The following is a 19,853-nucleotide window of genomic DNA, read 5'->3' as shown; positions in this document are numbered from 1 at the left end:
ATTTTTTGGCAGGTAGCAAATGAAAAAACTCGCCCTCGTGTGCTCCGGATTGCTTTGCACATCGCTTGCACACGCTAGTGCTCTCTATTTCTATGAAATCGGGACTGAAGATACCGCTCTGGCTGGCGCCGGGCAGGCCGCACGTGCGCAGGATGCCTCGACCATCGCCAGCAACCCGGCAGGGATGACGCGTTTGCCAGACCACATGTTTACCGGTGGCTTACAGGCGCTGGGCGGGAATATCGATTACCAGCTCGATCACGACAGGCTGCAGAGTCCGGGGAATGTGCTGGATGTGATGCCCAACGGTAACGCTTTTTACAGCCAGAAAGTCACCGATAACCTGTATGCCGGGATCGGTATGTACGGTAACTTTGGCCTGGGCATTGATTACGGCGACTGGGCGGGCGATGGCCTGATTAAAAAGAGTTCCATGATGGCGCTGACTATCAGCCCGTCTCTGGCCTATAAACTGAGTGATAAGGTATCCATCGGCGCATCGGTGAATGCTAACTACGGTTTTTTCAGCCTGACGCGTAACGTAGACGGCGACGATAAAACGCAGAAAGATCACGACTGGGCCGCCAGCTACCGTCTCGGTCTGTTGATGCAATTGACCGACCAGACCCGCGCCGGTATTACCTGGAACAGCAAAACGGATTACGATTTTGATATCGATGGCAAGGCGCGCTTGCCACAGGGTAACTTTGAACTGCCATTGACCGCGCAGGTTCGCGCGCCGCAGCAAATTATGCTGAGCCTGGTGCATGATATTAATAAACAGTGGTCAGTGATGGGCGATTTGGGGTGGCAGGACTGGAGTGAATTCGGCTCGCCGCAAATCACTGTTGAAGGGCAGCAGGTCAACAATAATAGCCGTCTGAAAGATACCTGGCATACCGCACTCGGTGTGCAGTATCGACCGACTGAACAATGGCGTTTGAACGGCGGTGTGGCCTTCGACAGCACCCCGTATCACGATCAGGGCGATATCTCACTCGCCATGCCAACTGGCGATGAATGGCGCTTTGCTACCGGGGCGCAGTACCAGGTTACCCCGGCCAGCAACATTGGTTTCGCAATGGAATATCTGCATATGCAGTCGTCGAAAGTCTCATCTCCAGAGGTCTTCTCTGGCCATATCGACAATCCTTATTTCTGGTTTGCGAGCGTCAACTACAGCTACCAGTTCTGATAAGCGTTGCCCGGCGGCGCGTGCGTGCCGGGTGAGAACGGCTTGAATTGCCTCAAGGCCCCTTTCTGGGGCCTTTAGATTGCTGACAAAGAAGGAAAAAGCGTGGTTTTTCCTGCTTTGTGGTCATCAGCCGAAAATCAATGAATTGATTTTCCTGTTATTTATCTGGTGCGATCTGTTCTTATCTCAAACGTTTTAGGTTTGTCATCAGTCTCGCAGGCCCCTTTCTGGGGCCTTTCTTTTGCCTTCAAAAACCCTGCATATTTATGCTTGAAACAATGAGAATAATGCGTATAGTTCTCATTTTCTTTTTTATTTAAATTTACAGGGAACTTTTCATGAAACGTCAATTCACCGCAATGGCGATGGCTTTCGCGCTGGCTGGCCCGGTAACGGGCCATTTTGTTTCACTTAAGCTTCGTTAATAAAAATTATGCATAACACCAACACAACTGCGTTTCGTAAAACGCTGCTGGCGCTCGCCATCAGCGCGGTTTCATACTCCGTCTTTGCGGCGGACGCTTCAGGCAACACCAGCAAAAAAACAGAAGAAACTATGGTGGTGCATGCCATCGAAGGGAGCGATTTCAAATCCGGCGGCGACGATCTGGTTCCGGCGTTCCTCGACGGGCAAATCGCCCACGGCGGGCGCATGGGGATGCTCGGCGAACAGAACGCGATGGATGTGCCGTTCAACGTCATCGGCTACACCTCCAAACTGGTAAAAGACCAGCAGGCCAAAACCATCGCCGATGTGGTCAGCAACGACGCCAGCGTGCAGCCGGTTCAGGGCTACGGTAACTTTGCCGAAACCTACAAAATCCGCGGCTTTGAGCTGGACGGCGACGATATGACCATGGGCGGTTTGTCGGGCGTGGTACCGCGTCAGGTGATGGACACCCAGATGCTTGAGCGCGTAGAAATCTTCAAAGGCGCAAACGGCCTGCTGAACGGCGCGTCGAGCACCGGCGTCGGCGGGATGATCAACCTCGAACCGAAACACGCGGAAGATACCCCGACCGCCAGCGTTGGCGTTGATTACACCTCTGATTCCCAGGTAGGCGGTACGCTGGATCTGGGCCGTCGCTTTGGTGATGACAACCAGTTTGGCGTGCGCGTGAACCTCGTCGACAGGGAAGGGGAAACCGCCATCGACGCGGATAAACGCCGTACCACCCTGGCTTCCATTGGCCTCGACTATCGCGGCGAGCGCCTGCGGACCTCTCTCGACCTTGGCTATCAGAAGAAAACCTTCCACGGCGGCGAGATGGGTGTCAACATCAGCGGCGTGGATTTCATTCCTGATGTGCCGGACAACGGCGACAACTACAGCCAGAAATGGGGCTACAGCAATATCGAAAGCGAATTCGGTATGGCGAAAGCCGAATATGACCTGACCAGTAACTGGACGACCTACGCCGCGTTCGGCGGCCAGCACTCTCATGAAATCGGCACCTATTCCGCGCCGAAGCTGATTGACGAAAGCGGCGAGGCCAGCGTCGGTCGTCTCGATACCAACCGCATCATCGACGCCTGGAGCGGCATGGGCGGCCTGCGCGGTAATTTCGATACCGGCCCAATCTCTCACAAAGTCAACGTCGGCTACTCGGCGCTGATTCGCTCTGACGCCACAGCCTGGCGCATGTCGGCCAACAATCCGACCACCAACATCTATGACAATCACGATGTGGCGAAGCCGGACAATGCCTATTTCGGCGGCAACTATTATGACCCATTGACCACCTCGCGCAGCCGTACGCAGGGCTGGTTGTTGAGCGACACCCTCGGCTTCTTCGACGATCAGGTGTTGTTCACCGCTGCCGCGCGTCACCAGAAGGTGGTGGTACGTAACTACAGCAACGCTACCGGACTGGAAGACACCTCCTCACGCTATACTGAAAGCCGCTGGACGCCGACGTACGGCATCGTCTACAAACCGTGGAAAGAGGTCTCGCTTTACGCCAACCACACCGAAGCGTTGCAGCCGGGCGACAACGCCCCGAAAGGCGCGTCGAACTACGGTCAAAGCATGGGCATTCTGCATTCGAAGCAGAACGAAGTCGGCGTAAAAATCGATTACGCGCGTGTGGGCGGTTCACTGGCGCTGTTCGAAATCAAAAAGCCATCGGCGTTGCTCAACAGCGACAACAAATACGTGCTCGATGGCGAGCAGCGTAACCGTGGCCTGGAGCTGAATGTCTTTGGCGAGCCGGTTTTCGGCCTGCGCCTGAACGGCAGCACCACCTGGCTTGACCCGGAGATGACCAAGACCGCAAGCGGAGCCAACGACGGTCACGATGCGATTGGTGTATCGCGCTTCTACGCGGTGGTCGGCGCAGAATATGACATCAAGCCGGTTGATGGCCTGACTGCGACGGCGAAAGTGAACTACACCGGTTCGCAGTACGCGGATGCGGCCAACACCAAGAAACTCGACAGCTACACCACGCTTGATCTCGGCGTGCGCTATCGCATGCGCGTCAACGCCGACCAGAACGACATGGTCTGGCGCGTCGGCGTAGATAACGTTACCAACGAGAAATACTGGTCCGGTGTGGAGAGCTACGGCACGTACGTTTTCCAGGGCGAGCCGCGCACGGTGAAAGTGTCTATGAGCTACGATTTCTAAGTGTGACCCTCGTTCCGGCGGGGCATCTCGCCGGGACGAAACTTGCGACACGTCTGTCGAAGTGTTAAAAGGTGCCCCTTCTAAAAAACGCTACAGGGGAAAGACGTGAAAAACGCGTCATCGGCATCCGACCAATTGCCAACGGATGCTGTGTCGGAAACTCAACCGACGCTTCACCGCGGCCTGCAAAACCGCCATATCCAGTTAATCGCCCTCGGCGGTGCTATCGGCACCGGTCTGTTTCTCGGCATCGGCCCCGCCATTCAAATGGCTGGCCCCGCCGTCATCCTCGGCTACGCTATCGCCGGGATCATCGCTTTTCTGATCATGCGCCAGCTCGGCGAAATGGTCGTCGAAGAACCGGTTTCAGGCTCCTTTGCCCACTTTGCGTATAAATACTGGGGACCGTTCGCGGGCTTCCTCTCTGGCTGGAATTACTGGGTGATGTTCGTGCTGGTTGGCATGGCAGAACTGACCGCCGCCGGAATTTACATGCAGTACTGGCTACCCGAAGTGCCTACGTGGATCTGGGCCGCGGCGTTCTTCGTGATCATCAACGCCGTGAATATGGTGAACGTGCGCCTGTATGGCGAAACGGAGTTCTGGTTCGCGCTGATTAAAGTGCTCGCCATTCTCGGCATGATTGGTTTCGGAATGTGGATGCTGTTTACCGGCCACGGCGGCGAACACGCGAGCTTCGACAATCTGTGGCAACACGGCGGTTTCTTTGCCACTGGCTGGCATGGCCTGGTGCTGTCACTGGCGGTGATTATGTTCTCCTTTGGCGGCCTTGAACTGATTGGCATCACCGCCGCCGAAGCACGCGATCCGGAAACCACCATTCCGAAAGCGGTGAATCAGGTGGTGTATCGCATTCTGCTGTTCTATATCGGTTCGCTGGTGGTGCTCCTGGCGCTGTATCCGTGGGTGAACGTCACCTCTGACAGCAGCCCGTTCGTGATGATTTTTCATAATCTCGACAGCACTATCGTGGCCTCGGCGCTGAATTTCGTCATTCTGGTGGCGTCGTTATCGGTCTATAACAGCGGCGTTTATTCTAATAGCCGAATGCTGTTTGGCCTGTCAGTGCAGGGCAACGCGCCGAAGTTTCTCACCCGCGTGAATCGTCGCGGCGTGCCGGTCAATTCGCTGCTGCTGTCCGGGGCGATAACCTCGCTGGTGGTGCTGGTGAACTATGTGCTGCCGCACAAAGCGTTCGGCCTGCTGATGGCGCTGGTGGTGGCGACGTTGCTGCTGAACTGGGTGATGATTTGCCTGGCGCACCTGAAATTCAGTGCCGCCCAGCGTCGAATTGGACGCGTGCCGAAATTCCGCGCACTGTGGGCTCCGGCCAGCAACTACATCTGCATAGCGTTTTTGCTGATGATCTTCGGCCTGATGCTGACGATGGAAAGCATGCGCTTGTCGGCCATTTTGCTGCCGGTGTGGGTGGTGTTCCTGTTTGTAGCGTTTAAAATGTTGAGAAAACGTGCCTGATTGATTGCCCGGCGGCGCAGCGCCGCCGGGCGTTCTATTATCAGGTGCGTGCCGCTGACAACGCGCGAATATCATTTCCGGTCGGTGTCTGATGAATGCGCAAACCAAATTCTTCCACGACGGCAAAAATATGGTCGAATATATCGGCCTGAATCCCTTCATACTCTGCCCATACTACCGTGTTGGTAAATGCATATATTTCCAGCGGCAAACCGTTGGCGTCCGGCGCTAACTGGCGCACCATCAGCGTCATATCTTTACGTATTCTCGGGTGATTACGCAGATATTCATTCAGGTACACACGGAAGGTGCCGACGTTGGTCATTTTACGGCGATTGAGTATCGACTCATCGCCGCCTTGCTGTTCATTCCACTGGTTAATTTCCTGGTGACGGCTATCCATATACGGCTTCAGCAGCTTAGCCTGAATCAGGCGCTGCTGTTCCTGCTCATCGAGAAAATGAATGCTGGTGGTGTCGAGATTAATGCTGCGCTTAATTCGACGCCCGCCGGACGCTGACATTCCGCTCCAGTTTTTAAACGAATCAGACACCAGCGACCAGGTCGGAATCGTGGTGATGGTGTTATCCCAGTTCTGCACTTTAACGGTGGTCAGGCCGATATCGGTCACCGCGCCGTCCGCACCGTATTTCGGCATCTCCAGCCAGTCGCCGAGGCGCAACATATCGTTGGCAGAAAGCTGAATGCCGGCCACCAATCCGAGGATCGGGTCTTTAAACACCAGCATTAATACCGCGGCCATAGCGCCCAGGCCACTGATCAGGATGGCGGGTGACTGCCCCAGCAGCAGTGAGATAATCAGAATACCGACCAGAATGGCGCTGACCAGTTTGACACCCTGGAAAATGCCCTTCAGCGGCAGCTGTGAGGAAAAGGTGAATTTCTGCGACAGATTTAGCAGCACGTCGAGCAGCGAGAAAAAGGCCAGCAGCGTATACAACATCACCCACAGCTGGGCGCAGTTAATCAGAATGCTGGAAGCGTCACTGCCTTTTTGCAGCCATAGCGCGGCCTGAACCTGAACTACGATCCCTTGCAGGGTAAATGCCACCCGGTGAAACAGTTTATTCTGGGTGATAATTTGCAGCCAGAAGTGCTGGCTGGCCTGAGCGCGTTTTTCAAAGGCGCGCAGAACGATACGGTGCAATATAACGTGGAGGATTATTGCCGTCAGAATAATAATGGCGAACACAATAATCAGCGATGTGGTGTGGTTTATCTCAAGGCCCCACTGTTTGAGGGCTAATATAATTTCCTGCATAACATCTCCTTTTTATTCTGCCCTTCATCCTTCACGCCGCAAACGCACCTGCAACTCGAATTATTAAGGGCATCTGAAAAGGCATAATGACCGCTGACAGAAAGAGATGCAAATCAGCCGGGATTATATTGACGGCAGCGGGCTGCGATTTAAATGACGACGGTAGCTCAGCACCAGCGCGGCGAGGACCAGCATCATCACCACTTCCAGCGCCAGGAAACCGACAATGGCGGCGGTGTAATCGCCCTGTGACGCCAGTGCCAGAAACACGCTGCCTAATACCGCGGGCCCGAGTCCCAGCGTCGACTGCTGCAACGTGCTGAGAATGGCGCTGCCGGCTCCCGCATCGCGGGCGTCAATATCACGCATCCCAATCCGGTAAAAGCTATTCACAATCAACGCCTGACCGTAGCCGACCAGCGCAGTCGCCGGGGCCAGCGTTAGCGCGTGGGTGTGCATACCGAAATACCAGAAGGTAAACATCAGCAACAGCAGGCCGCTAATTTGCACCGTCAGCCCGGTGAGCAGAATGCGTCCCATGCTGTAGCGAGCAATCAGTTTCGGGGCGTACAGCGCAGAAATAAAATAGGCGATACCGAGCGCGATAAAACTGTTCCCCGACTGCCACGGCGCCATGCCAAGACCAGACTGCATAGTCAGCGCCATACAAAACATAAAGCCGGACCAGGCGCTGAAGAACAGCAGCGCGATAAGCACGCCAAAGCGGATGCTCGGCAGTTTCAACAGCCGTGGCGGCAGGAGAGGCGTTTGCCCGCGCAGCTCTTTTGCCCGCGCGCTGGCGCGCATTAACCAGACCAGCGGCACCAGCGCCAGCAGCATCAGCTTCAGCGCCCACGGCCAGTGCAGCTCCATGCCGAGTGCCATCGGGAACAGCAGACAGCAAAGGATCGCCGCCAGATACAGTGTGCCTGGCCAGTCGATGCCCGACGGCGTTTCGCTGCGAGTTTCAGGCACATAACGATGACTAAACGCCAGCACCAGCAGGCAAATCGGTACGTTAATGAAGAAGGCGTTACGCCAGCCCAGCCCGGCGAAATCCGCCGACACCAGCCAGCCGCCGCCCATTTGCCCGACGATAAACGCAATTCCGCCGATGCCGCCGTACAGGCTAATCGCCCGGGCATGGGCGGAGCCTTTCAGCGTGACGTGCAGGGTAGCGAGGATTTGCGGCACGATCAGCGCCGCCCCCGCGCCCTGTAACACGCGAGCCGCCAGCAGCGAATGAATTGAATTCGCCATACCGCACAGCAGGGACGCCAGGCCAAACAGCGCCACGCCCCACATAAACAGGCGTCGGCGACCGTAGTTATCGCCAAGCTTGCTGCCCATCGCCAGGCACACGGCGAAGGCCACGCCATACAGCGCCACAATCAGCTCCAATTGAGTCGGGCTGGTGTGCAGCGAGTGGGTGATGGAGTCCAGCGCCACGTTGGTGATGGACGTATCAATCAGCGGTAACATCTGCCCGGTTAAGAGCAACAACAGACCGGCGCGACCGGGTGAAACAGCAGACGTTTTCATGGGATTCTCCATTGCGTCATTCAGGGATCGGACGTAGCATCGCTGAATGAATAAACGGGTACCAGTTCTTGCTTATACTGGTATTGGCACTACCCTGCTGGAGGTGACATGTCACTTATTACACAGCCTGAACGCGTTACCACGCGCTATGACGACAACCGTAAACAGCTCGGCGCATTCTTACGTTCACGGCGAGAAAGCCTGGATCCACAGCGGCTCGGATTGCCGCGCAGTGGAAGACGCCGCACGCCGGGTCTGAGACGGGAAGAAGTGGCGATGCTGGCAGACGTCGGGGTGACCTGGTACACGTGGCTGGAGCAGGGCAGGGAAGTGAATCCGTCAGTGGTTGTGATGCAGGCAGTGGCGCAGGCGTTGCAGTGCAGCGCGCTGGAAACGCGCCATCTGTTCGTGCTGGCCGGACTGGCTCCGCTGGAATCGTTGCAGGTGCCGAAATGTGAAGGCATCAGCCCCGGTACGCGCCGAATGCTCGACAGCCTGATGCCACAGCCCGCCAGCATCCAGACACCCGGTTTTGATATCGTGGCGTGGAACGACAGCTTCTGCCGCATGATGGGTGTCGATTTCGCGACGATACCGGAGGAAGATCGCAACTGCATCTATCTTTATCTCACCAATGACCACTGGCGCAGTCGCCTGGCGAACCCGGATGTGCTGCCGATGTTTGTGTCCTATTTCCGTGCCGCAATGGCTGAACATCGTGGAGAGGCGGAGTGGGAAAACAAGCTGGCGCGGTTCTTCGCAGCCTCGGCGGAATTCGAAGCCCTGTGGCATCAGCGCTATGAAGTGCGTGGCGTCGAGAATCAAATCAAACGGTTTAACCACCCTGAACTCGGTGCGTTTAGCCTGCAACAGATGTACTGGTATTCCGCGCCCCGCAACGGTTCGCGTCTGCTGGTCTATTTACCGGTAGACGAAGAAGGTGAGCGGGCGCTGGCGTGGTTTGCACTGCAGGGCTGAGTCACAATAACCCGATGACAATCTAAGGAAAGAGATAAACGTCACCTGCAAACAGGCAAGTTGCATCCGGTGACGTTCAACTTACACATTAATTTCCCCAGGCACCCCCGTGTAAACGTTTTTCTCGAGCGTGTTTCACGTTCTGTTCACCCGTTGTGACTTCGTTTGTCCGATACGCTACGTTTCGGTCAATGGATTGCATTTAGCCTTTAATGCAATTTGCCTTATATGCTAATCTCTTCGGGAGAACGAACAGGATGTTCACACTAGATATGCACAGTGCAGTTCGTGATGAACTTATTGCGTTGCCGGCCAGTGTACAGGGCAAAATAATACGACAACTGGACAAGCTACGTCAGAATCCAACGGCGCTGCGAGAGCCGGATACTAAGCCTTTGGGCAACGGCCTGTTTGAGATCCGTACGGTAGGTTTTTTTCACATTCGTGGCATTTATGTGTATCGCCATGGCAGAACTATCTGGCTGTTGCGCGTGTTTGTGAAAAAGACGCAAAAAACACCTGTAGCGGAACTTTCGCTGGCGATAAAACGGTTAAAGGAGATGCAGTATGAGCAAGAAAATCATTAACTGGGATGATGTGCGAGCAGAGATGCTGGCGCTGCCAGGCGTGCAGGTGGCGTACGATGCAGAACTCCGTCAAGAGAGATTGCGCGAAATGCTGGCGCAATGGCGGGCACACGCGGGCTTAACCCGTTCTCAGGTCGCCCAGCGCATGGGCGTTAGCGCGCCGACAGTATCGAGAATGGAAGCTAATGTGACACGCGCCAGTCTGGATACCCTGACGCGGTACGCGTTGGCCTGCGGCGTGGAATCACCGCTGATTCAGCTTTACTGAAAACGCCCGGTCGCCGCACGCAGGCCGGGCTGAAGACTTAAATCTCAGTCAGCGTTGTGCTCTGCGGCAGGCGAGATTTCGGCAGCGCGGCGTTGAAGTCTTCCACGCTGTGACGGCCAACCGGCACCACCACCACGCTGGTGAAGCCTTTCTCGGTCAGGCCAAACTCTTTGTCCATCACCGCCGCGTCAAAGCCTTCAATTGGCACGGCATCAAGACCCATCGCAGCTACGCCCAGCAGGAAGTTCCCGACGTTCAGGTAAACCTGTTTCTGCATCCAGTGCGCATCATCTTTCAGCTCTTTGCGGTGCAAATCAGCAAAGAACACGCGGCCTTTTTGGTTGCCTGCTTTTGCTTCCGGGGTCGCAAAACGGCCATCAATTTCTTCCTGATCGACCACTTTTTCCAGCCATGCATCGTCCATCGCCGTTTTGGCGCAGAATACTACCACGTGGGATGCATCCAGCATTTTGCGTTCGTTGAACACGAAACCACCGGCGGCAGATTTCGCGACGCGCGCTTTGCCTTCTTCGGTGCTGGCCACGATAAAGTGCCACGGCTGGGAGTTGGTGCTGGAAGGGCTGTACTGCAACAGGGTTTTCAGGTTTTCGGCCTGTTCAGCGCTCAGCTTCATGCTTGCGTCAAAGGCTTTGGTTGAATGGCGCTTTAACGCAACAGAAATAATGTCCATGATGACTCCCCTTCAAGGATTACAGCGCCTTAAGCGCGTTCAGTGGGAGCAGAGTACAGGGAGTGTCGGCAAATGATAAGTGTCAAAAATGCGATAACACTTATCGTTTTCGCCAGAAAATCACTGCGGGCGCAGGCGTTTCTGGTCTCGCTTCGGCAGTTTATCAACCACATTGTGCCAGGAGTCGGTGATTAAGTCTTCCACCAGCTCGGGGCTGATGTCGTCGCCACCGTAAACGGTTATCCAGTGCTTTTTGTTCATGTGATAACCCGGCGCAATACTTTTATAAATTTCCTGATGCAGCAGGGCTTTCTGCGGGTCGGCTTTCAGATTGATAAGCGGTTTGCCGCGCAGGGTCATGGCAATCATGAAGATTTTACCGCCAACGCGATACACATCGTATTCCGGGCCAAACGGCCAGGTTTGTTCGGTGAAGGGCAGTTCCAGCGCAAACTGGTGCGCGTGTTTGACTAACGCGTCGCCATTCATGCGGTGGTTTCTTCAGCCAGCGCCAACCACATGGCTTCAAATCCGAGGGCGGTTAAATCGTTCGCGCGCTCAGGTTCATGACTGGCAAATTCGATGGTGGTTTCGGCGAGCGATAAAAACAGCGCATCACCAAAGGCCTGAAAGGCGGTGGTGAGGAAGATATTGCGCACCGAACGCTGACACAGTTTGTGCAGTTCCGGGAACATGTCGGTAACCTGCTGCCTGGTTTCTGCGGTGATTTTTTCGCTGACGGCCATACGGCGAATCGCTTTATGACCCACAGGATTACGCACGCCCCAGGAAATGTAGCTGTTCCAGATGCAGCGGGTGAAATCTTTCGGCGTGACGGCATCGGTAATACCCATCAGCATCGTCTCACACAGCGAGCTTTTCAGGTGCAGGTAAAGGGTGTTGAGCAGGTCGTCTTTGGTGGCGAAATAACGAAACAGCGTTCCCTCGGCAACCCCCGCATTGCGGGCGATCATGGCCGTTGAGGCCGCGATACCTTGCTGAGCAATGGCAGCCGTTGCGGCTTCCAGTAACGCGTGTTTTTTGTCTTCACTCTTAGGACGAGCCACTACACTTTACCTCTCAGGCTAGAAAAAACACCGATTGAAACATGCCCCTGGCAGCACTTCAATGTTGAATGTCAAAAATTGAAAATCGGCTTGACGACTTTCGCGACCTTTATATAATGAGTGCTTACTCACTCATAATCAAGTTTTCTCCTAATCGTCTCCAACCGGATGGAGCGAGTCTTCGGGCCAGGATATGCAGCGTCCTCTTTTAAGTGTGGTTGTCATTATGTTAATTGCCAGTGCAGCGAGTTTACCGTTCGTGTTGAATGCCGGTTTCGGCAAGGCGCCGCAGGGCGCACAGTTGAATGCTGTGGAAAGCTCCGCGCACTATCACGACGGTCAGTTTCATAACCAGCAGCCGACTCCCAGCTGGTCCGGGCAGAAAAGTATGCTGCGTGCAATTTGGGAATTTCTGACCACTAAACGTCCGAACGCGCGACCGGAGCAGCCGTTGCCGATGGTCAAAACCTCCCTCGCGAGCCTGCCCGTGCAGCAGGATGTGATGATTTGGCTCGGCCATTCGTCCTGGTATTTGCAGCTCGCCGGGAAGCGCATCCTGATTGACCCGGTGTTTAGCAGCTACGCCGCGCCGTTCTCATTCCTCAATAAAGCGTTTGAAGGGGAGTACCCGTGGACCGCCGCCGCGATGCCGGACATCGATCTGCTTATCATCTCTCACGACCATTACGATCATCTGGATTACGCCACCATCAAGGCGCTGATGCCGAAGATTAAACGCGTCGTCACCCCGCTGGGCGTCGGATCGCACCTGCGTTATTGGGGTATGGATAGCGCAATCATTACCGAAGCGGACTGGCAGCAACAGGTCGACATCAGCGATGAACTGACCGTGCATGTGCTTCCCGCGCGCCATTTCTCCGGCCGTGGCCTGAAGCGCAATCAGACGCTATGGGGCAGTTTCATGTTTGTGACGCCAGATCAGAATATTTATTACAGCGGTGACAGCGGCTATGGCCCGCATTTCAAGGCCATCGGCGAGCAGTTTGGTCACGTTGACGTAGCCATTATGGAAAACGGCCAGTACGACCAGGACTGGAAATACATTCACATGCTACCAGAAGAAACCGCGCAGGCGGCGGTTGACCTGAACGCTCGCGCGGTATTACCGGGCCATGCAGGGCGATTTGTTCTGGCTAAACATACCTGGGATGACCCGTACAAACAGTTGAGCATCGCCAGCGAAGGGAAAGATTATCGCCTGCTAACGCCGGTTCAGGGTGAGCCGGTGTGGGTTGCCAATCGTGACCAGCAGTTCCATGCCTGGTGGGAATAACCACCTTACAGTTCAGAGAAGGGGAGGAAGGTATGACGATTTCCGCTCAGGTTATTGACACCATCGTCGAGTGGATTGACGACAACCTGCATCAGCCGCTGCGCATTGACGATATCGCCCGCCATGCGGGATATTCGAAATGGCATTTGCAGCGCCTGTTTTTGCAGCAAAAAGGGGAAAGTCTTGGCCGCTATATTCGCGAGCGCAAACTGCGGTTAGCGGCACAGGAATTACGTGATACCGATCTGAAGGTCTACGACATTTGCCTGAAGTACGGTTTTGACTCACAGCAGACGTTTACCCGCGTGTTTACGCGCACCTTCAAGCAGCCGCCGGGTGCGTGGCGTAAAGAGAACCAAAGTCGCGCGCATTAGTGCGCTGTTTTTTGGCCCGGAGACGATGCGCTTTCCGGGCAGGATATTACCCTTCCTTTATGTGATATTGAAAACCATTCCCATTTGCATTAACGTTGTTTTCCCGTTTCTACAGGAATAAGCACGTAATGAAGATGGCATGGAGTGGTCTGTTGATTGGGCTGAGCACGATGCCCGCCGCGGCGGTGGCCTGCGAGTCTCCTTCCGTTCAGGGGGAGCAAAAAGGAAAATTTGATGCCAGCGGGGAGGTCTGTTTTGAACTGCCGGAGCTGGGCGAAAACTATGTGCAGGCGACGCTTTCCGGCGTAACGGATGCCCGTTTACTCGACCGCGACAACCGCCGAATCCGTGCGTTGATTGAAGGCGGCCCGGCGGACGGCACGCAAACGCTGCTTTTCTCACTCCCTCCAAACCAAACCACCACGCTCGTGCTGCAGGGTAATGAAGGCGACCGCTGGCATTTCCAGTGGCGCATGAAAGAAACCTCGGCGATTTCCAGCGCCGACAAACCGGACCCCGCCAGCCCGCTCCTGCAAACCCTGGCGAAACAGCTTAAAAGCGGTGCAACGACCGAAACCTTCTGGCAGGCGCGCCAGCTTGAGGGCACGCCGCTGGTGGAGCCGGTCGATTCGCAGCATAAACGGGTGACGTTCCTGTGGCGCGGGGCGCATAAGAATGTGTTTCTGCTCGGATCGCCTGCGGGCGAGCACGATCCGCTTTTCCGGCTCGGCAATTCTGACGTCTGGTTTCGCAGCTATGTCGTCCCCACTGATACGCTGATGCAATATCAGCTGGCTCCGGACGTGCCGAAAATCGAGGGTAACCCGCACGAACAGCAGCGGGCGATCCTGGTCAGTGCGCAGGCCGATCCATTCAATCCTGACAGCCTCAATCCTGCCAGCGATCGCTGGAACCGTTATTCGCTGCTTGCACTGGATCCGACGCGTTATTGCACCTTACAACGCATGAAAAAGCCGATTCAGTACGGGCAGTTGACGCGCCATCAGATTGACAGCGACTTTCTCGGCAACACGCGCGAAATCAACATTTATCGGCCGCGCGTATCGCAGCCCGCGCGCTGGACGCTTTTGCTGTTTGACGGTAAGCAGTATCAGGACGATTACCATTTTGCCAACGTGCTCGACGACCTGATTGCGCGCCACGTACTGCCGCCGGTCAACGTGGTGTTTATCGATACGCTGGATAATGCCCGACGCGGGGCAGAGCTGCCGCCGAATCCGCGTTTTGCCGATTTTATGGCACACGAACTGTTGCCGTGGCTGCATCGTAAAGGCTTGAGTCTGCATCGGGATAAAACGGTGCTGGCGGGGTCGAGCTACGGTGGTCTGGCCTCGGCGTGGGTGGCGCTGCGATATCCGAACCTGTTTGGTAACGTGCTGAGTCTGTCCGGTTCCTACTGGTGGGCACCGAAAGGCGAAGCCACTGACTGGCTGACGCGCCAATATCAGCAGGCGCCGCGCTACTCAATTCGCTTCTGGCTTCAGGCTGGCACGTTTGAAACCCGCGGTCCCGGCGGCGGAAATTACCCGAACACGCGGGAGTTTGAGCGGGTGCTGCGTGACAAAGGGTATCGCGTCAGCTTCCACCCATCGTCCAGCGGCCATGATTATGCCGCGTGGTGCGAAGCGCTGGTGGAAGGGTTGCGCGATTTTACCGGGCTAGTCCGCAAGTGAGAACCAGCGACGCCAGACGAAGCGTAGCAGGAAAAACTCCAGCGCGCCGAGCACCAAAAACCAGATGCAGAACAGGATGGTGTACAGCTGGCTGAGGTCCATCAGATGGAAAACGGACACTAATTTTTGCGCCACTGTCAGCCCCAGGGAAGGGGCCGGCAGCAGCAAACAGGACAAAAAGGCCATCAGCAAAATGCCGCCAGCGGTGACCAGAGATTCAAGCGGATGCTTCATGGTGGTGTTAATCAGCAGTTAAAAAGGGCATTGTCCGGGAAACGCCCGCTGACGGCAACCCTCCCGGTCCGCTTCTGACTTACGCCGCCCAGATTTCACAGTGCTTTTCCACCAGCGCTATCAACGAGCCGCCGTCGGCGATAAATTCACGCATCCGGTCTGCCTCGCTGTAGCCTTGCTGGACCCTCCGCGCAAGGTTGTCAATCGCGCTGCTGGCCTGTAGGGTATCGGCCCACGGGGCGACTTTCTCCAGCAGGCGTTGAAGGTCATCGGAAATCGTCGACTGTTCCCCCGAATGCACGTCGGTTAGCACACCCGCAAGCCCATAGCGGCAGGCCTGGAAGCGGTTAAATTTATACAGCAGGTAATCCTGCGGCGTGTGTTTGAACGGCCGCGTTTCCAGCAGCCAGCTGGAAATAGCCTGAATCAGCCCGGCGATGTTTACCGCGTGCGCCAGGGTCAGTGGCGTGTCCATCACCCGCACTTCAACCGTGCCAAAATGTGGACTGGGGCGAATATCCCAGTGCAAATCTTTGATGCTGTCGATGAGACTGGTATAGCTCAGGCGGCGAAATAATCCCTTAAACTCCTGCCAGTTGGCGACCCACGGCATCGGGCCCATGTCCGGAAAAGCCGAAAAAACGTTGAGGCGCGACGAGGCGAATTTGCTGTCTGCGCCCTGTAAATAGGGCGATGCGGCGCTGAGCGCAATCAGGTGCGGCACAAAACGCGACAGGCCGTGCAGCAGATAAATGGCGTCATCGCCGTTGGGGCAGCCGACGTGAACATGCTGGCCAAACACCGTCGCCTGCTGAATGAGATAGCCGAACTGCTCCAGCGTGCGCAGGTAGCGCTCGTTATCGCACACCTCCTGGCGCTGCCATTTCTGGAACGGATGGGTCCCGCCGCCGCAAATGTGCAGATGCTGATTCGACGCGGCTGTCAGCACCGTCTGGCGAAGTGCGGAAAACTGGCTGCTGGCCTGGTGGATGTCGTGGCACACGCCGGTGGCAATCTCCAGCATGCTCTCGGTGATGTCGTGTTTGACCTCGCCTGCCGAAACCGTCTCGCCAGTCTCATCAATCAGCGCCGAAGAGTCCTGGCTCAGGTCGAAACCCGGCGGGTTAACAATCTGCATCTCAAGCTCAATGCCGAGGGTGTAGGGATCGGAAATATGAAAGTCAGGGAGTGACATGGCAACGTCCGGCAGTTTTTTTGTCAGTATAGGCGACAAAAAATCAGTTCAGCGAGACGCTCATTCGGAATGACAAAAAACCTGCCCGGCAGCAGGACGCCGCCGGGCAGGGGAGGAGTGCGTTAGCCCGCAGACCAGGTGTACGGCGCGGCCACGCCAAGCGGCATACCCAGACCCCACCACGCCAGCAGGAACAGACTCCAGGTCACGAAGAAGGCGATAGAATACGGCATCATCATCGACACCAGCGTCCCGACGCCCGCACCTTTCACATAGCGCTGGCAATACACCACCACCAGCGGGAAGAACACCATCAGCGGGGTAATGATATTGGTGCTGGAATCCCCAATACGGAACGCCGCCTGTGTCAGCTCTGGGGAAATTCCCACCGCCATCAGCATCGGCACCATAATGGGCGACAGCAGACCCCATTTTGCCGACGCGGAGCCAATCAGCAGGTTGACTACCGCCGTCAGCACAATCATGCCGATAATGGTTGCTTCGCCCGGCAGCGCCATCGCTTTCAGACCATCCGCGCCCGCCAGAGCCACCAGTGTGCCGATGTTCGAATCGCTAAAGGCTTTGATGAACATGGCGCAGAAGAAGGCCATCACCATGTATGAGCCCATTTTGCTCATCGAATCATTCATGGAATTAATGACATCTTTCCCGGTTTTAAAGCGGCGTGACGCAAAGCCGAAGACGATGCCGGGAATGATGAAGATCAGGAAAATCAGCGGCACGATGGACTTCATGATAGGCGCGCTGTAGGCGGTCAGTGAGCCATCCGGGCTGCGCAGCATCGAGCTTTGCGGCCACGCGGCGGCGGCCAGCGCCACCAGGCTAAGGATCATCACCACGCCTGCAATGTTAAACGCCCGGCTTTCCTGGGCGGAGACGTGAGACATATCTTCGTCGTGCTTAAAATCGCCATCGAGGGTCATTTTGCTTACCCGCGGTTCGACGATGCGTTCGGTGACCCACCAGCCAACCAGCGTTATCACAATCGACGAGGCGATGCCGAAGAACAGGTTACACAGCGTATTAACGGTGTAAGTGCTGTCGAGCAGTTGTGCTGCGGCCTGGGTAAAGCCCTGCAACAGCGCATCGTTGCCGGTCGGGACCATATTGGCGGCGAATCCGCCGGACACCCCGGAGAACGCAGCGGCAATACCCACCAGCGGGTGACGGCCTGCGGACATAAAAATAATGGCACCGAGTGGGATAACCAGCACGTAGCCCGCATCAGCCGCTACGTGGCTGAACATCGCCACGAAAATGAGCATCGGCGTCAGCAGTTTTTTCGGCGTCACGCGCAGCATCTTTTTCAGCGCCACGTTGATAAAGCCAGAGCTTTCCGCCACGCCAACCCCTAGCATCGCAACCAGCACAATGCCCAGCGGCGCAAAGCCGGTGAAGGTGGTGACCATATTGGCGAGCGTGCTGGTCAGCGCTTCGGCTGACAGCAGGTTGTTGATCTGTACGCTTTGCTGCGTCACCGGGTTAACGATATCGAATTCGACCATCGATAACACCGCTGACAGGCCCATCACCGCGAGTAAAAAGTAGAAAAAGATAAGCGCCGGTTCCGGCAGGCGGTTGCCCGCTTTCTCAATCGCGTTGAGAAACCCGCTCATCAGGCGGCTTTCCTGACCGTCCTTTTTTGTCCTTGTCAGTGTATTCATAGATCCTCTCTCGACCGACGGGATGTTTCATTTCTTTGCTGAATGTGTCGAAGCGATAATAGAGGTAATGTCGGAGTGAAACACTCTTTTTTACGCCACTAAAGCCGATTTTGATCTCATTTGTAGAATATGATTCCGAATTATTCGGCATCTGTTGGTGATAACGTCGGAAAATGTATTGTTTGGCGAAACTAACGGCGAGCGGAGCTGGCGGGTCTGCAGCGAAGCCGTTGGGCCGTGTGATATAACCGTGATGAATAATCATCAGGAGGCGACGTGGCGGAAATCAACAAATACGGGCAATTAGTGGGTGACCCACTTCCGGACTGGCAGGGCGCGGGATTGCTGGAACGTAAACTGTTAACGGGCCGAACCTGTCGGCTGGAACCGCTGAATGCCGCGCATCATGCTGCGGATCTGTTCGATGCTTTCGCTCTGGCGGCGGATGACCGCGACTGGACGTGGCTCGGCAGCGGGCGGCCTGATTCCGTTGAGGCGGCAAATGCCTGGCTACAGGGCAAAGTAGATGACGCCGCGATAGTGCCATTCGCGGTCATTGATTTACGCAGCGAACGCGCAGCAGGCGTGGTGTGCCTGATGGCAATCGATCGCGCCAACGGCACGGTAGAAATCGGGCATGTCAGCTGGTCACTGCGCATGAAGCGCAGCGTCATCAGCACCGAAGTGGTCTGGCTACTGCTGCGCGAAGCCTTCGCCTGCGGTTATCGTCGTGTGGAATGGAAATGCGATTCCCTGAACACCGCGTCGCGACAGGCTGCGGAGCGCCTCGGCTTCACCTTTGAAGGCCGTTTCCGTCAAAAAATGGTGCGCAAAGGCCGTAACCGCGACAGCGACTGGCTATCAATTATCGACGGCGAATGGCCCGCGATTGATACCGCGCTTCAGGCCTGGCTGGGGGAAAGCAATTTTGATGATAAAGGCCAGCAGCTACGCCGACTGGAGAGTTTTCGCCAGTAGGGTCACGAGCTGATTATTGATTTGCAGCCATGCCACCCGACAAATTCGCCCCGCCAGCGCGGGGGAAAAGGCGGCGGTCAGCTGCAGCGTGATGTGTTGTCGGTTAATTGCCACAAGGTGGGCGGCCGTAAAACTGGGCAGGTTGTTGGTCGCGAAACTTAACGCCTTATACACGCTCTCTTTGGCGCTAAACGCCAGCGTCAGCGCTAACGGGAAAGGAAGCCCTGAATTTTTCAGCAACGTATGTTCTTCGGGCGAAATAATACTGTCAGCAATCTCTTCACAAACCTCCGTGCGACATACCGTTTCCAGATCCACCCCAACCGGTTCCCGTGACACCACCGCCAGCGCGGTCGTACCGCTATGGCTGATGCTACCGTGCCAGCCGTTAGGCCACAGCGGTTGTCGGTTATCGCCGATAGCCGGGATGTATCGAAGGCCATGTTGCTGTAAGGCATAAAATGCGGCAAGTCTGCCTGCGAGATGCTCCGCTTTGCGTTTTTTGCCAGCAGGCAAAAGCTGAGCGTGATGGGGCAGCCACAGTAAATCGGCGTCGGTGAAGGTCGCGGGGTCGAAATCAATCCGGTGAAGCGTATAACCGCCGAGGGAAAAGGTGCTGAGTTCTGTTTTCATCGTGATGCCCTCTCCCGCAGGAGAGGGCGG

At 55.9% G+C, this 19,853-nt stretch carries 20 protein-coding genes; 10 read left to right on the top strand and 10 right to left on the bottom strand.

Annotation, left to right across the window (positions count from 1 at the left end; translation table 11 throughout):
- Positions 1–19: 19 nt before the first annotated feature.
- Positions 20–1,195: an OmpP1/FadL family transporter gene (locus tag MUU47_RS21340; RefSeq protein ID WP_258990150.1), complete on the top strand. Its 1,176-nt coding sequence runs from the start codon at positions 20–22 to the stop codon at positions 1,193–1,195.
- A 161-nt stretch (positions 1,196–1,356) separates the two neighbouring features.
- Here the strand turns inward: MUU47_RS21340 and MUU47_RS21335 are convergent, their stop codons facing one another.
- Positions 1,357–1,596, bottom strand: a complete 240-nt coding sequence (locus tag MUU47_RS21335) for a hypothetical protein (protein WP_258990149.1) — start codon at positions 1,594–1,596, stop codon at positions 1,357–1,359.
- A gap of 32 nt (positions 1,597–1,628) precedes the next feature.
- On the opposite strand from MUU47_RS21335, the gene MUU47_RS21330 reads away from it, so the two are divergent.
- Positions 1,629–3,824 (top strand): TonB-dependent receptor, encoded by a 2,196-nt coding sequence (locus tag MUU47_RS21330; RefSeq protein ID WP_258990148.1) that lies wholly within the window; start codon positions 1,629–1,631, stop codon positions 3,822–3,824.
- Positions 3,825–3,929: 105 nt separating this feature from the next.
- Positions 3,930–5,321, top strand: a complete 1,392-nt coding sequence (gene pheP / locus MUU47_RS21325; protein WP_258990147.1) for a phenylalanine transporter — start codon at positions 3,930–3,932, stop codon at positions 5,319–5,321.
- A 40-nt stretch (positions 5,322–5,361) separates the two neighbouring features.
- On the opposite strand, the gene MUU47_RS21320 is transcribed toward pheP, so the two are convergent.
- Both MUU47_RS21320 and MUU47_RS21315 read right to left on the bottom strand, forming a co-directional pair.
- Positions 5,362–6,603 carry a mechanosensitive ion channel family protein gene (locus tag MUU47_RS21320; RefSeq protein ID WP_258990146.1) on the bottom strand — a complete coding sequence of 414 codons (1,242 nt, stop codon included), beginning with the start codon at positions 6,601–6,603 and terminating at the stop codon, positions 5,362–5,364.
- Between the two features lie 123 nt (positions 6,604–6,726).
- Positions 6,727–8,145, bottom strand: a complete 1,419-nt coding sequence (locus MUU47_RS21315; RefSeq protein ID WP_258990145.1) for an MFS transporter — start codon at positions 8,143–8,145, stop codon at positions 6,727–6,729.
- A gap of 108 nt (positions 8,146–8,253) precedes the next feature.
- Here MUU47_RS21315 and MUU47_RS21310 point away from each other — a divergent pair, with 108 nt between their 5' ends.
- From MUU47_RS21310 to MUU47_RS21300, 3 genes are all read left to right on the top strand, one after another.
- Positions 8,254–9,123, top strand: a complete 870-nt coding sequence (locus MUU47_RS21310) for a helix-turn-helix transcriptional regulator (protein WP_258990144.1) — start codon at positions 8,254–8,256, stop codon at positions 9,121–9,123.
- Between the two features lie 257 nt (positions 9,124–9,380).
- Complete coding sequence (locus MUU47_RS21305; RefSeq protein ID WP_258990143.1) at positions 9,381–9,710, top strand: type II toxin-antitoxin system RelE/ParE family toxin; 330 nt, start codon at positions 9,381–9,383, stop codon at positions 9,708–9,710.
- Positions 9,691–9,978 (top strand): helix-turn-helix domain-containing protein, encoded by a 288-nt coding sequence (locus MUU47_RS21300; RefSeq protein WP_159754693.1) that lies wholly within the window; start codon positions 9,691–9,693, stop codon positions 9,976–9,978. The genes MUU47_RS21305 and MUU47_RS21300 overlap by 20 nt, the downstream gene beginning before the upstream one ends.
- Before the next feature lie 37 nt (positions 9,979–10,015).
- Here the strand turns inward: MUU47_RS21300 and nfsB are convergent, their stop codons facing one another.
- The 3 genes from nfsB to MUU47_RS21285 all read right to left on the bottom strand — a co-directional run bounded on the left by nfsB (position 10,016) and on the right by MUU47_RS21285 (position 11,736).
- Positions 10,016–10,669, bottom strand: coding sequence for an oxygen-insensitive NAD(P)H nitroreductase (gene nfsB / locus MUU47_RS21295; RefSeq protein ID WP_258990142.1), 654 nt, complete (start codon positions 10,667–10,669; stop codon positions 10,016–10,018).
- A gap of 120 nt (positions 10,670–10,789) precedes the next feature.
- The gene (locus MUU47_RS21290; RefSeq protein ID WP_258990141.1) at positions 10,790–11,158 is read right to left on the bottom strand and encodes an MmcQ/YjbR family DNA-binding protein; all 369 of its coding nucleotides are present in this window, start codon (positions 11,156–11,158) and stop codon (positions 10,790–10,792) included.
- Positions 11,155–11,736 carry a TetR/AcrR family transcriptional regulator gene (locus MUU47_RS21285; RefSeq protein WP_258990140.1) on the bottom strand — a complete coding sequence of 194 codons (582 nt, stop codon included), beginning with the start codon at positions 11,734–11,736 and terminating at the stop codon, positions 11,155–11,157. Before MUU47_RS21285 ends, MUU47_RS21290 begins: the two co-directional genes overlap by 4 nt.
- 193 nt (positions 11,737–11,929) lie before the next feature.
- Between MUU47_RS21285 and MUU47_RS21280 the strand changes: the two genes are divergently transcribed.
- The 3 genes from MUU47_RS21280 (at position 11,930) to MUU47_RS21270 (ending at position 15,098) form a co-directional block, all read left to right on the top strand.
- The gene (locus tag MUU47_RS21280; RefSeq protein WP_258990138.1) at positions 11,930–13,030 is read left to right on the top strand and encodes an MBL fold metallo-hydrolase; all 1,101 of its coding nucleotides are present in this window, start codon (positions 11,930–11,932) and stop codon (positions 13,028–13,030) included.
- A 32-nt stretch (positions 13,031–13,062) separates the two neighbouring features.
- Positions 13,063–13,404 (top strand): RamA family antibiotic efflux transcriptional regulator, encoded by a 342-nt coding sequence (locus MUU47_RS21275; protein ID WP_258990137.1) that lies wholly within the window; start codon positions 13,063–13,065, stop codon positions 13,402–13,404.
- 128 nt (positions 13,405–13,532) lie between these two features.
- Positions 13,533–15,098, top strand: coding sequence for an alpha/beta hydrolase (locus MUU47_RS21270; RefSeq protein WP_258990136.1), 1,566 nt, complete (start codon positions 13,533–13,535; stop codon positions 15,096–15,098).
- Here MUU47_RS21270 and MUU47_RS21265 read toward each other — a convergent pair.
- From MUU47_RS21265 to MUU47_RS21255, 3 genes are all read right to left on the bottom strand, one after another.
- Entirely contained in the window at positions 15,084–15,332 is a 249-nt protein-coding gene (locus MUU47_RS21265; RefSeq protein WP_110511124.1) for a DUF1158 domain-containing protein, read from the bottom strand. The two genes, MUU47_RS21270 and MUU47_RS21265, sit on opposite strands and share 15 nt — an antisense overlap.
- 79 nt (positions 15,333–15,411) lie before the next feature.
- Entirely contained in the window at positions 15,412–16,527 is a 1,116-nt protein-coding gene (locus tag MUU47_RS21260) for a YbdK family carboxylate-amine ligase (protein ID WP_258990134.1), read from the bottom strand.
- Positions 16,528–16,649: 122 nt separating this feature from the next.
- Positions 16,650–18,212, bottom strand: coding sequence for an AbgT family transporter (locus tag MUU47_RS21255; protein ID WP_258990132.1), 1,563 nt, complete (start codon positions 18,210–18,212; stop codon positions 16,650–16,652).
- A gap of 276 nt (positions 18,213–18,488) precedes the next feature.
- Here MUU47_RS21255 and MUU47_RS21250 point away from each other — a divergent pair, with 276 nt between their 5' ends.
- Positions 18,489–19,190, top strand: coding sequence for a GNAT family N-acetyltransferase (locus MUU47_RS21250; RefSeq protein WP_258990130.1), 702 nt, complete (start codon positions 18,489–18,491; stop codon positions 19,188–19,190).
- Here MUU47_RS21250 and entD read toward each other — a convergent pair.
- Entirely contained in the window at positions 19,161–19,823 is a 663-nt protein-coding gene (gene entD, locus MUU47_RS21245) for an enterobactin synthase subunit EntD (RefSeq protein WP_258990128.1), read from the bottom strand. The two genes, MUU47_RS21250 and entD, sit on opposite strands and share 30 nt — an antisense overlap.
- Between the last annotated feature and the right edge of the window lie 30 nt (positions 19,824–19,853).

It is taken from the genome of Scandinavium hiltneri (assembly GCF_024764835.1).
Classification (GTDB): domain Bacteria; phylum Pseudomonadota; class Gammaproteobacteria; order Enterobacterales; family Enterobacteriaceae; genus Scandinavium; species Scandinavium hiltneri.
The sequence above is the reverse complement of the archived record's forward strand: the minus strand, read 5'-3'. Positions and strand labels throughout refer to the sequence as shown.

Excerpts from the sequence above, each read along its gene's own strand:
- MUU47_RS21320 (WP_258990146.1), bottom strand. The coding sequence starts at position 6,603 with ATGCAGGAAATTATATTAGCCCTCAAACAGTGGGGCCTTGAGATAAAC.
- MUU47_RS21270 (WP_258990136.1), top strand. The coding sequence starts at position 13,533 with ATGAAGATGGCATGGAGTGGTCTGTTGATTGGGCTGAGCACGATGCCC.
- MUU47_RS21300 (WP_159754693.1), top strand. The coding sequence starts at position 9,691 with ATGAGCAAGAAAATCATTAACTGGGATGATGTGCGAGCAGAGATGCTG.
- MUU47_RS21335 (WP_258990149.1), bottom strand. The coding sequence starts at position 1,596 with ATGGCCCGTTACCGGGCCAGCCAGCGCGAAAGCCATCGCCATTGCGGT.
- MUU47_RS21265 (WP_110511124.1), bottom strand. The coding sequence starts at position 15,332 with ATGAAGCATCCGCTTGAATCTCTGGTCACCGCTGGCGGCATTTTGCTG.
- MUU47_RS21280 (WP_258990138.1), top strand. The coding sequence starts at position 11,930 with ATGCAGCGTCCTCTTTTAAGTGTGGTTGTCATTATGTTAATTGCCAGT.
- MUU47_RS21330 (WP_258990148.1), top strand. The coding sequence starts at position 1,629 with ATGCATAACACCAACACAACTGCGTTTCGTAAAACGCTGCTGGCGCTC.
- MUU47_RS21260 (WP_258990134.1), bottom strand. The coding sequence starts at position 16,527 with ATGTCACTCCCTGACTTTCATATTTCCGATCCCTACACCCTCGGCATT.
- MUU47_RS21310 (WP_258990144.1), top strand. The coding sequence starts at position 8,254 with ATGTCACTTATTACACAGCCTGAACGCGTTACCACGCGCTATGACGAC.
- MUU47_RS21305 (WP_258990143.1), top strand. The coding sequence starts at position 9,381 with ATGTTCACACTAGATATGCACAGTGCAGTTCGTGATGAACTTATTGCG.
- MUU47_RS21315 (WP_258990145.1), bottom strand. The coding sequence starts at position 8,145 with ATGAAAACGTCTGCTGTTTCACCCGGTCGCGCCGGTCTGTTGTTGCTC.
- MUU47_RS21275 (WP_258990137.1), top strand. The coding sequence starts at position 13,063 with ATGACGATTTCCGCTCAGGTTATTGACACCATCGTCGAGTGGATTGAC.
- nfsB (WP_258990142.1), bottom strand. The coding sequence starts at position 10,669 with ATGGACATTATTTCTGTTGCGTTAAAGCGCCATTCAACCAAAGCCTTT.
- MUU47_RS21290 (WP_258990141.1), bottom strand. The coding sequence starts at position 11,158 with ATGAATGGCGACGCGTTAGTCAAACACGCGCACCAGTTTGCGCTGGAA.
- MUU47_RS21255 (WP_258990132.1), bottom strand. The coding sequence starts at position 18,212 with ATGAATACACTGACAAGGACAAAAAAGGACGGTCAGGAAAGCCGCCTG.
- entD (WP_258990128.1), bottom strand. The coding sequence starts at position 19,823 with ATGAAAACAGAACTCAGCACCTTTTCCCTCGGCGGTTATACGCTTCAC.
- MUU47_RS21340 (WP_258990150.1), top strand. The coding sequence starts at position 20 with ATGAAAAAACTCGCCCTCGTGTGCTCCGGATTGCTTTGCACATCGCTT.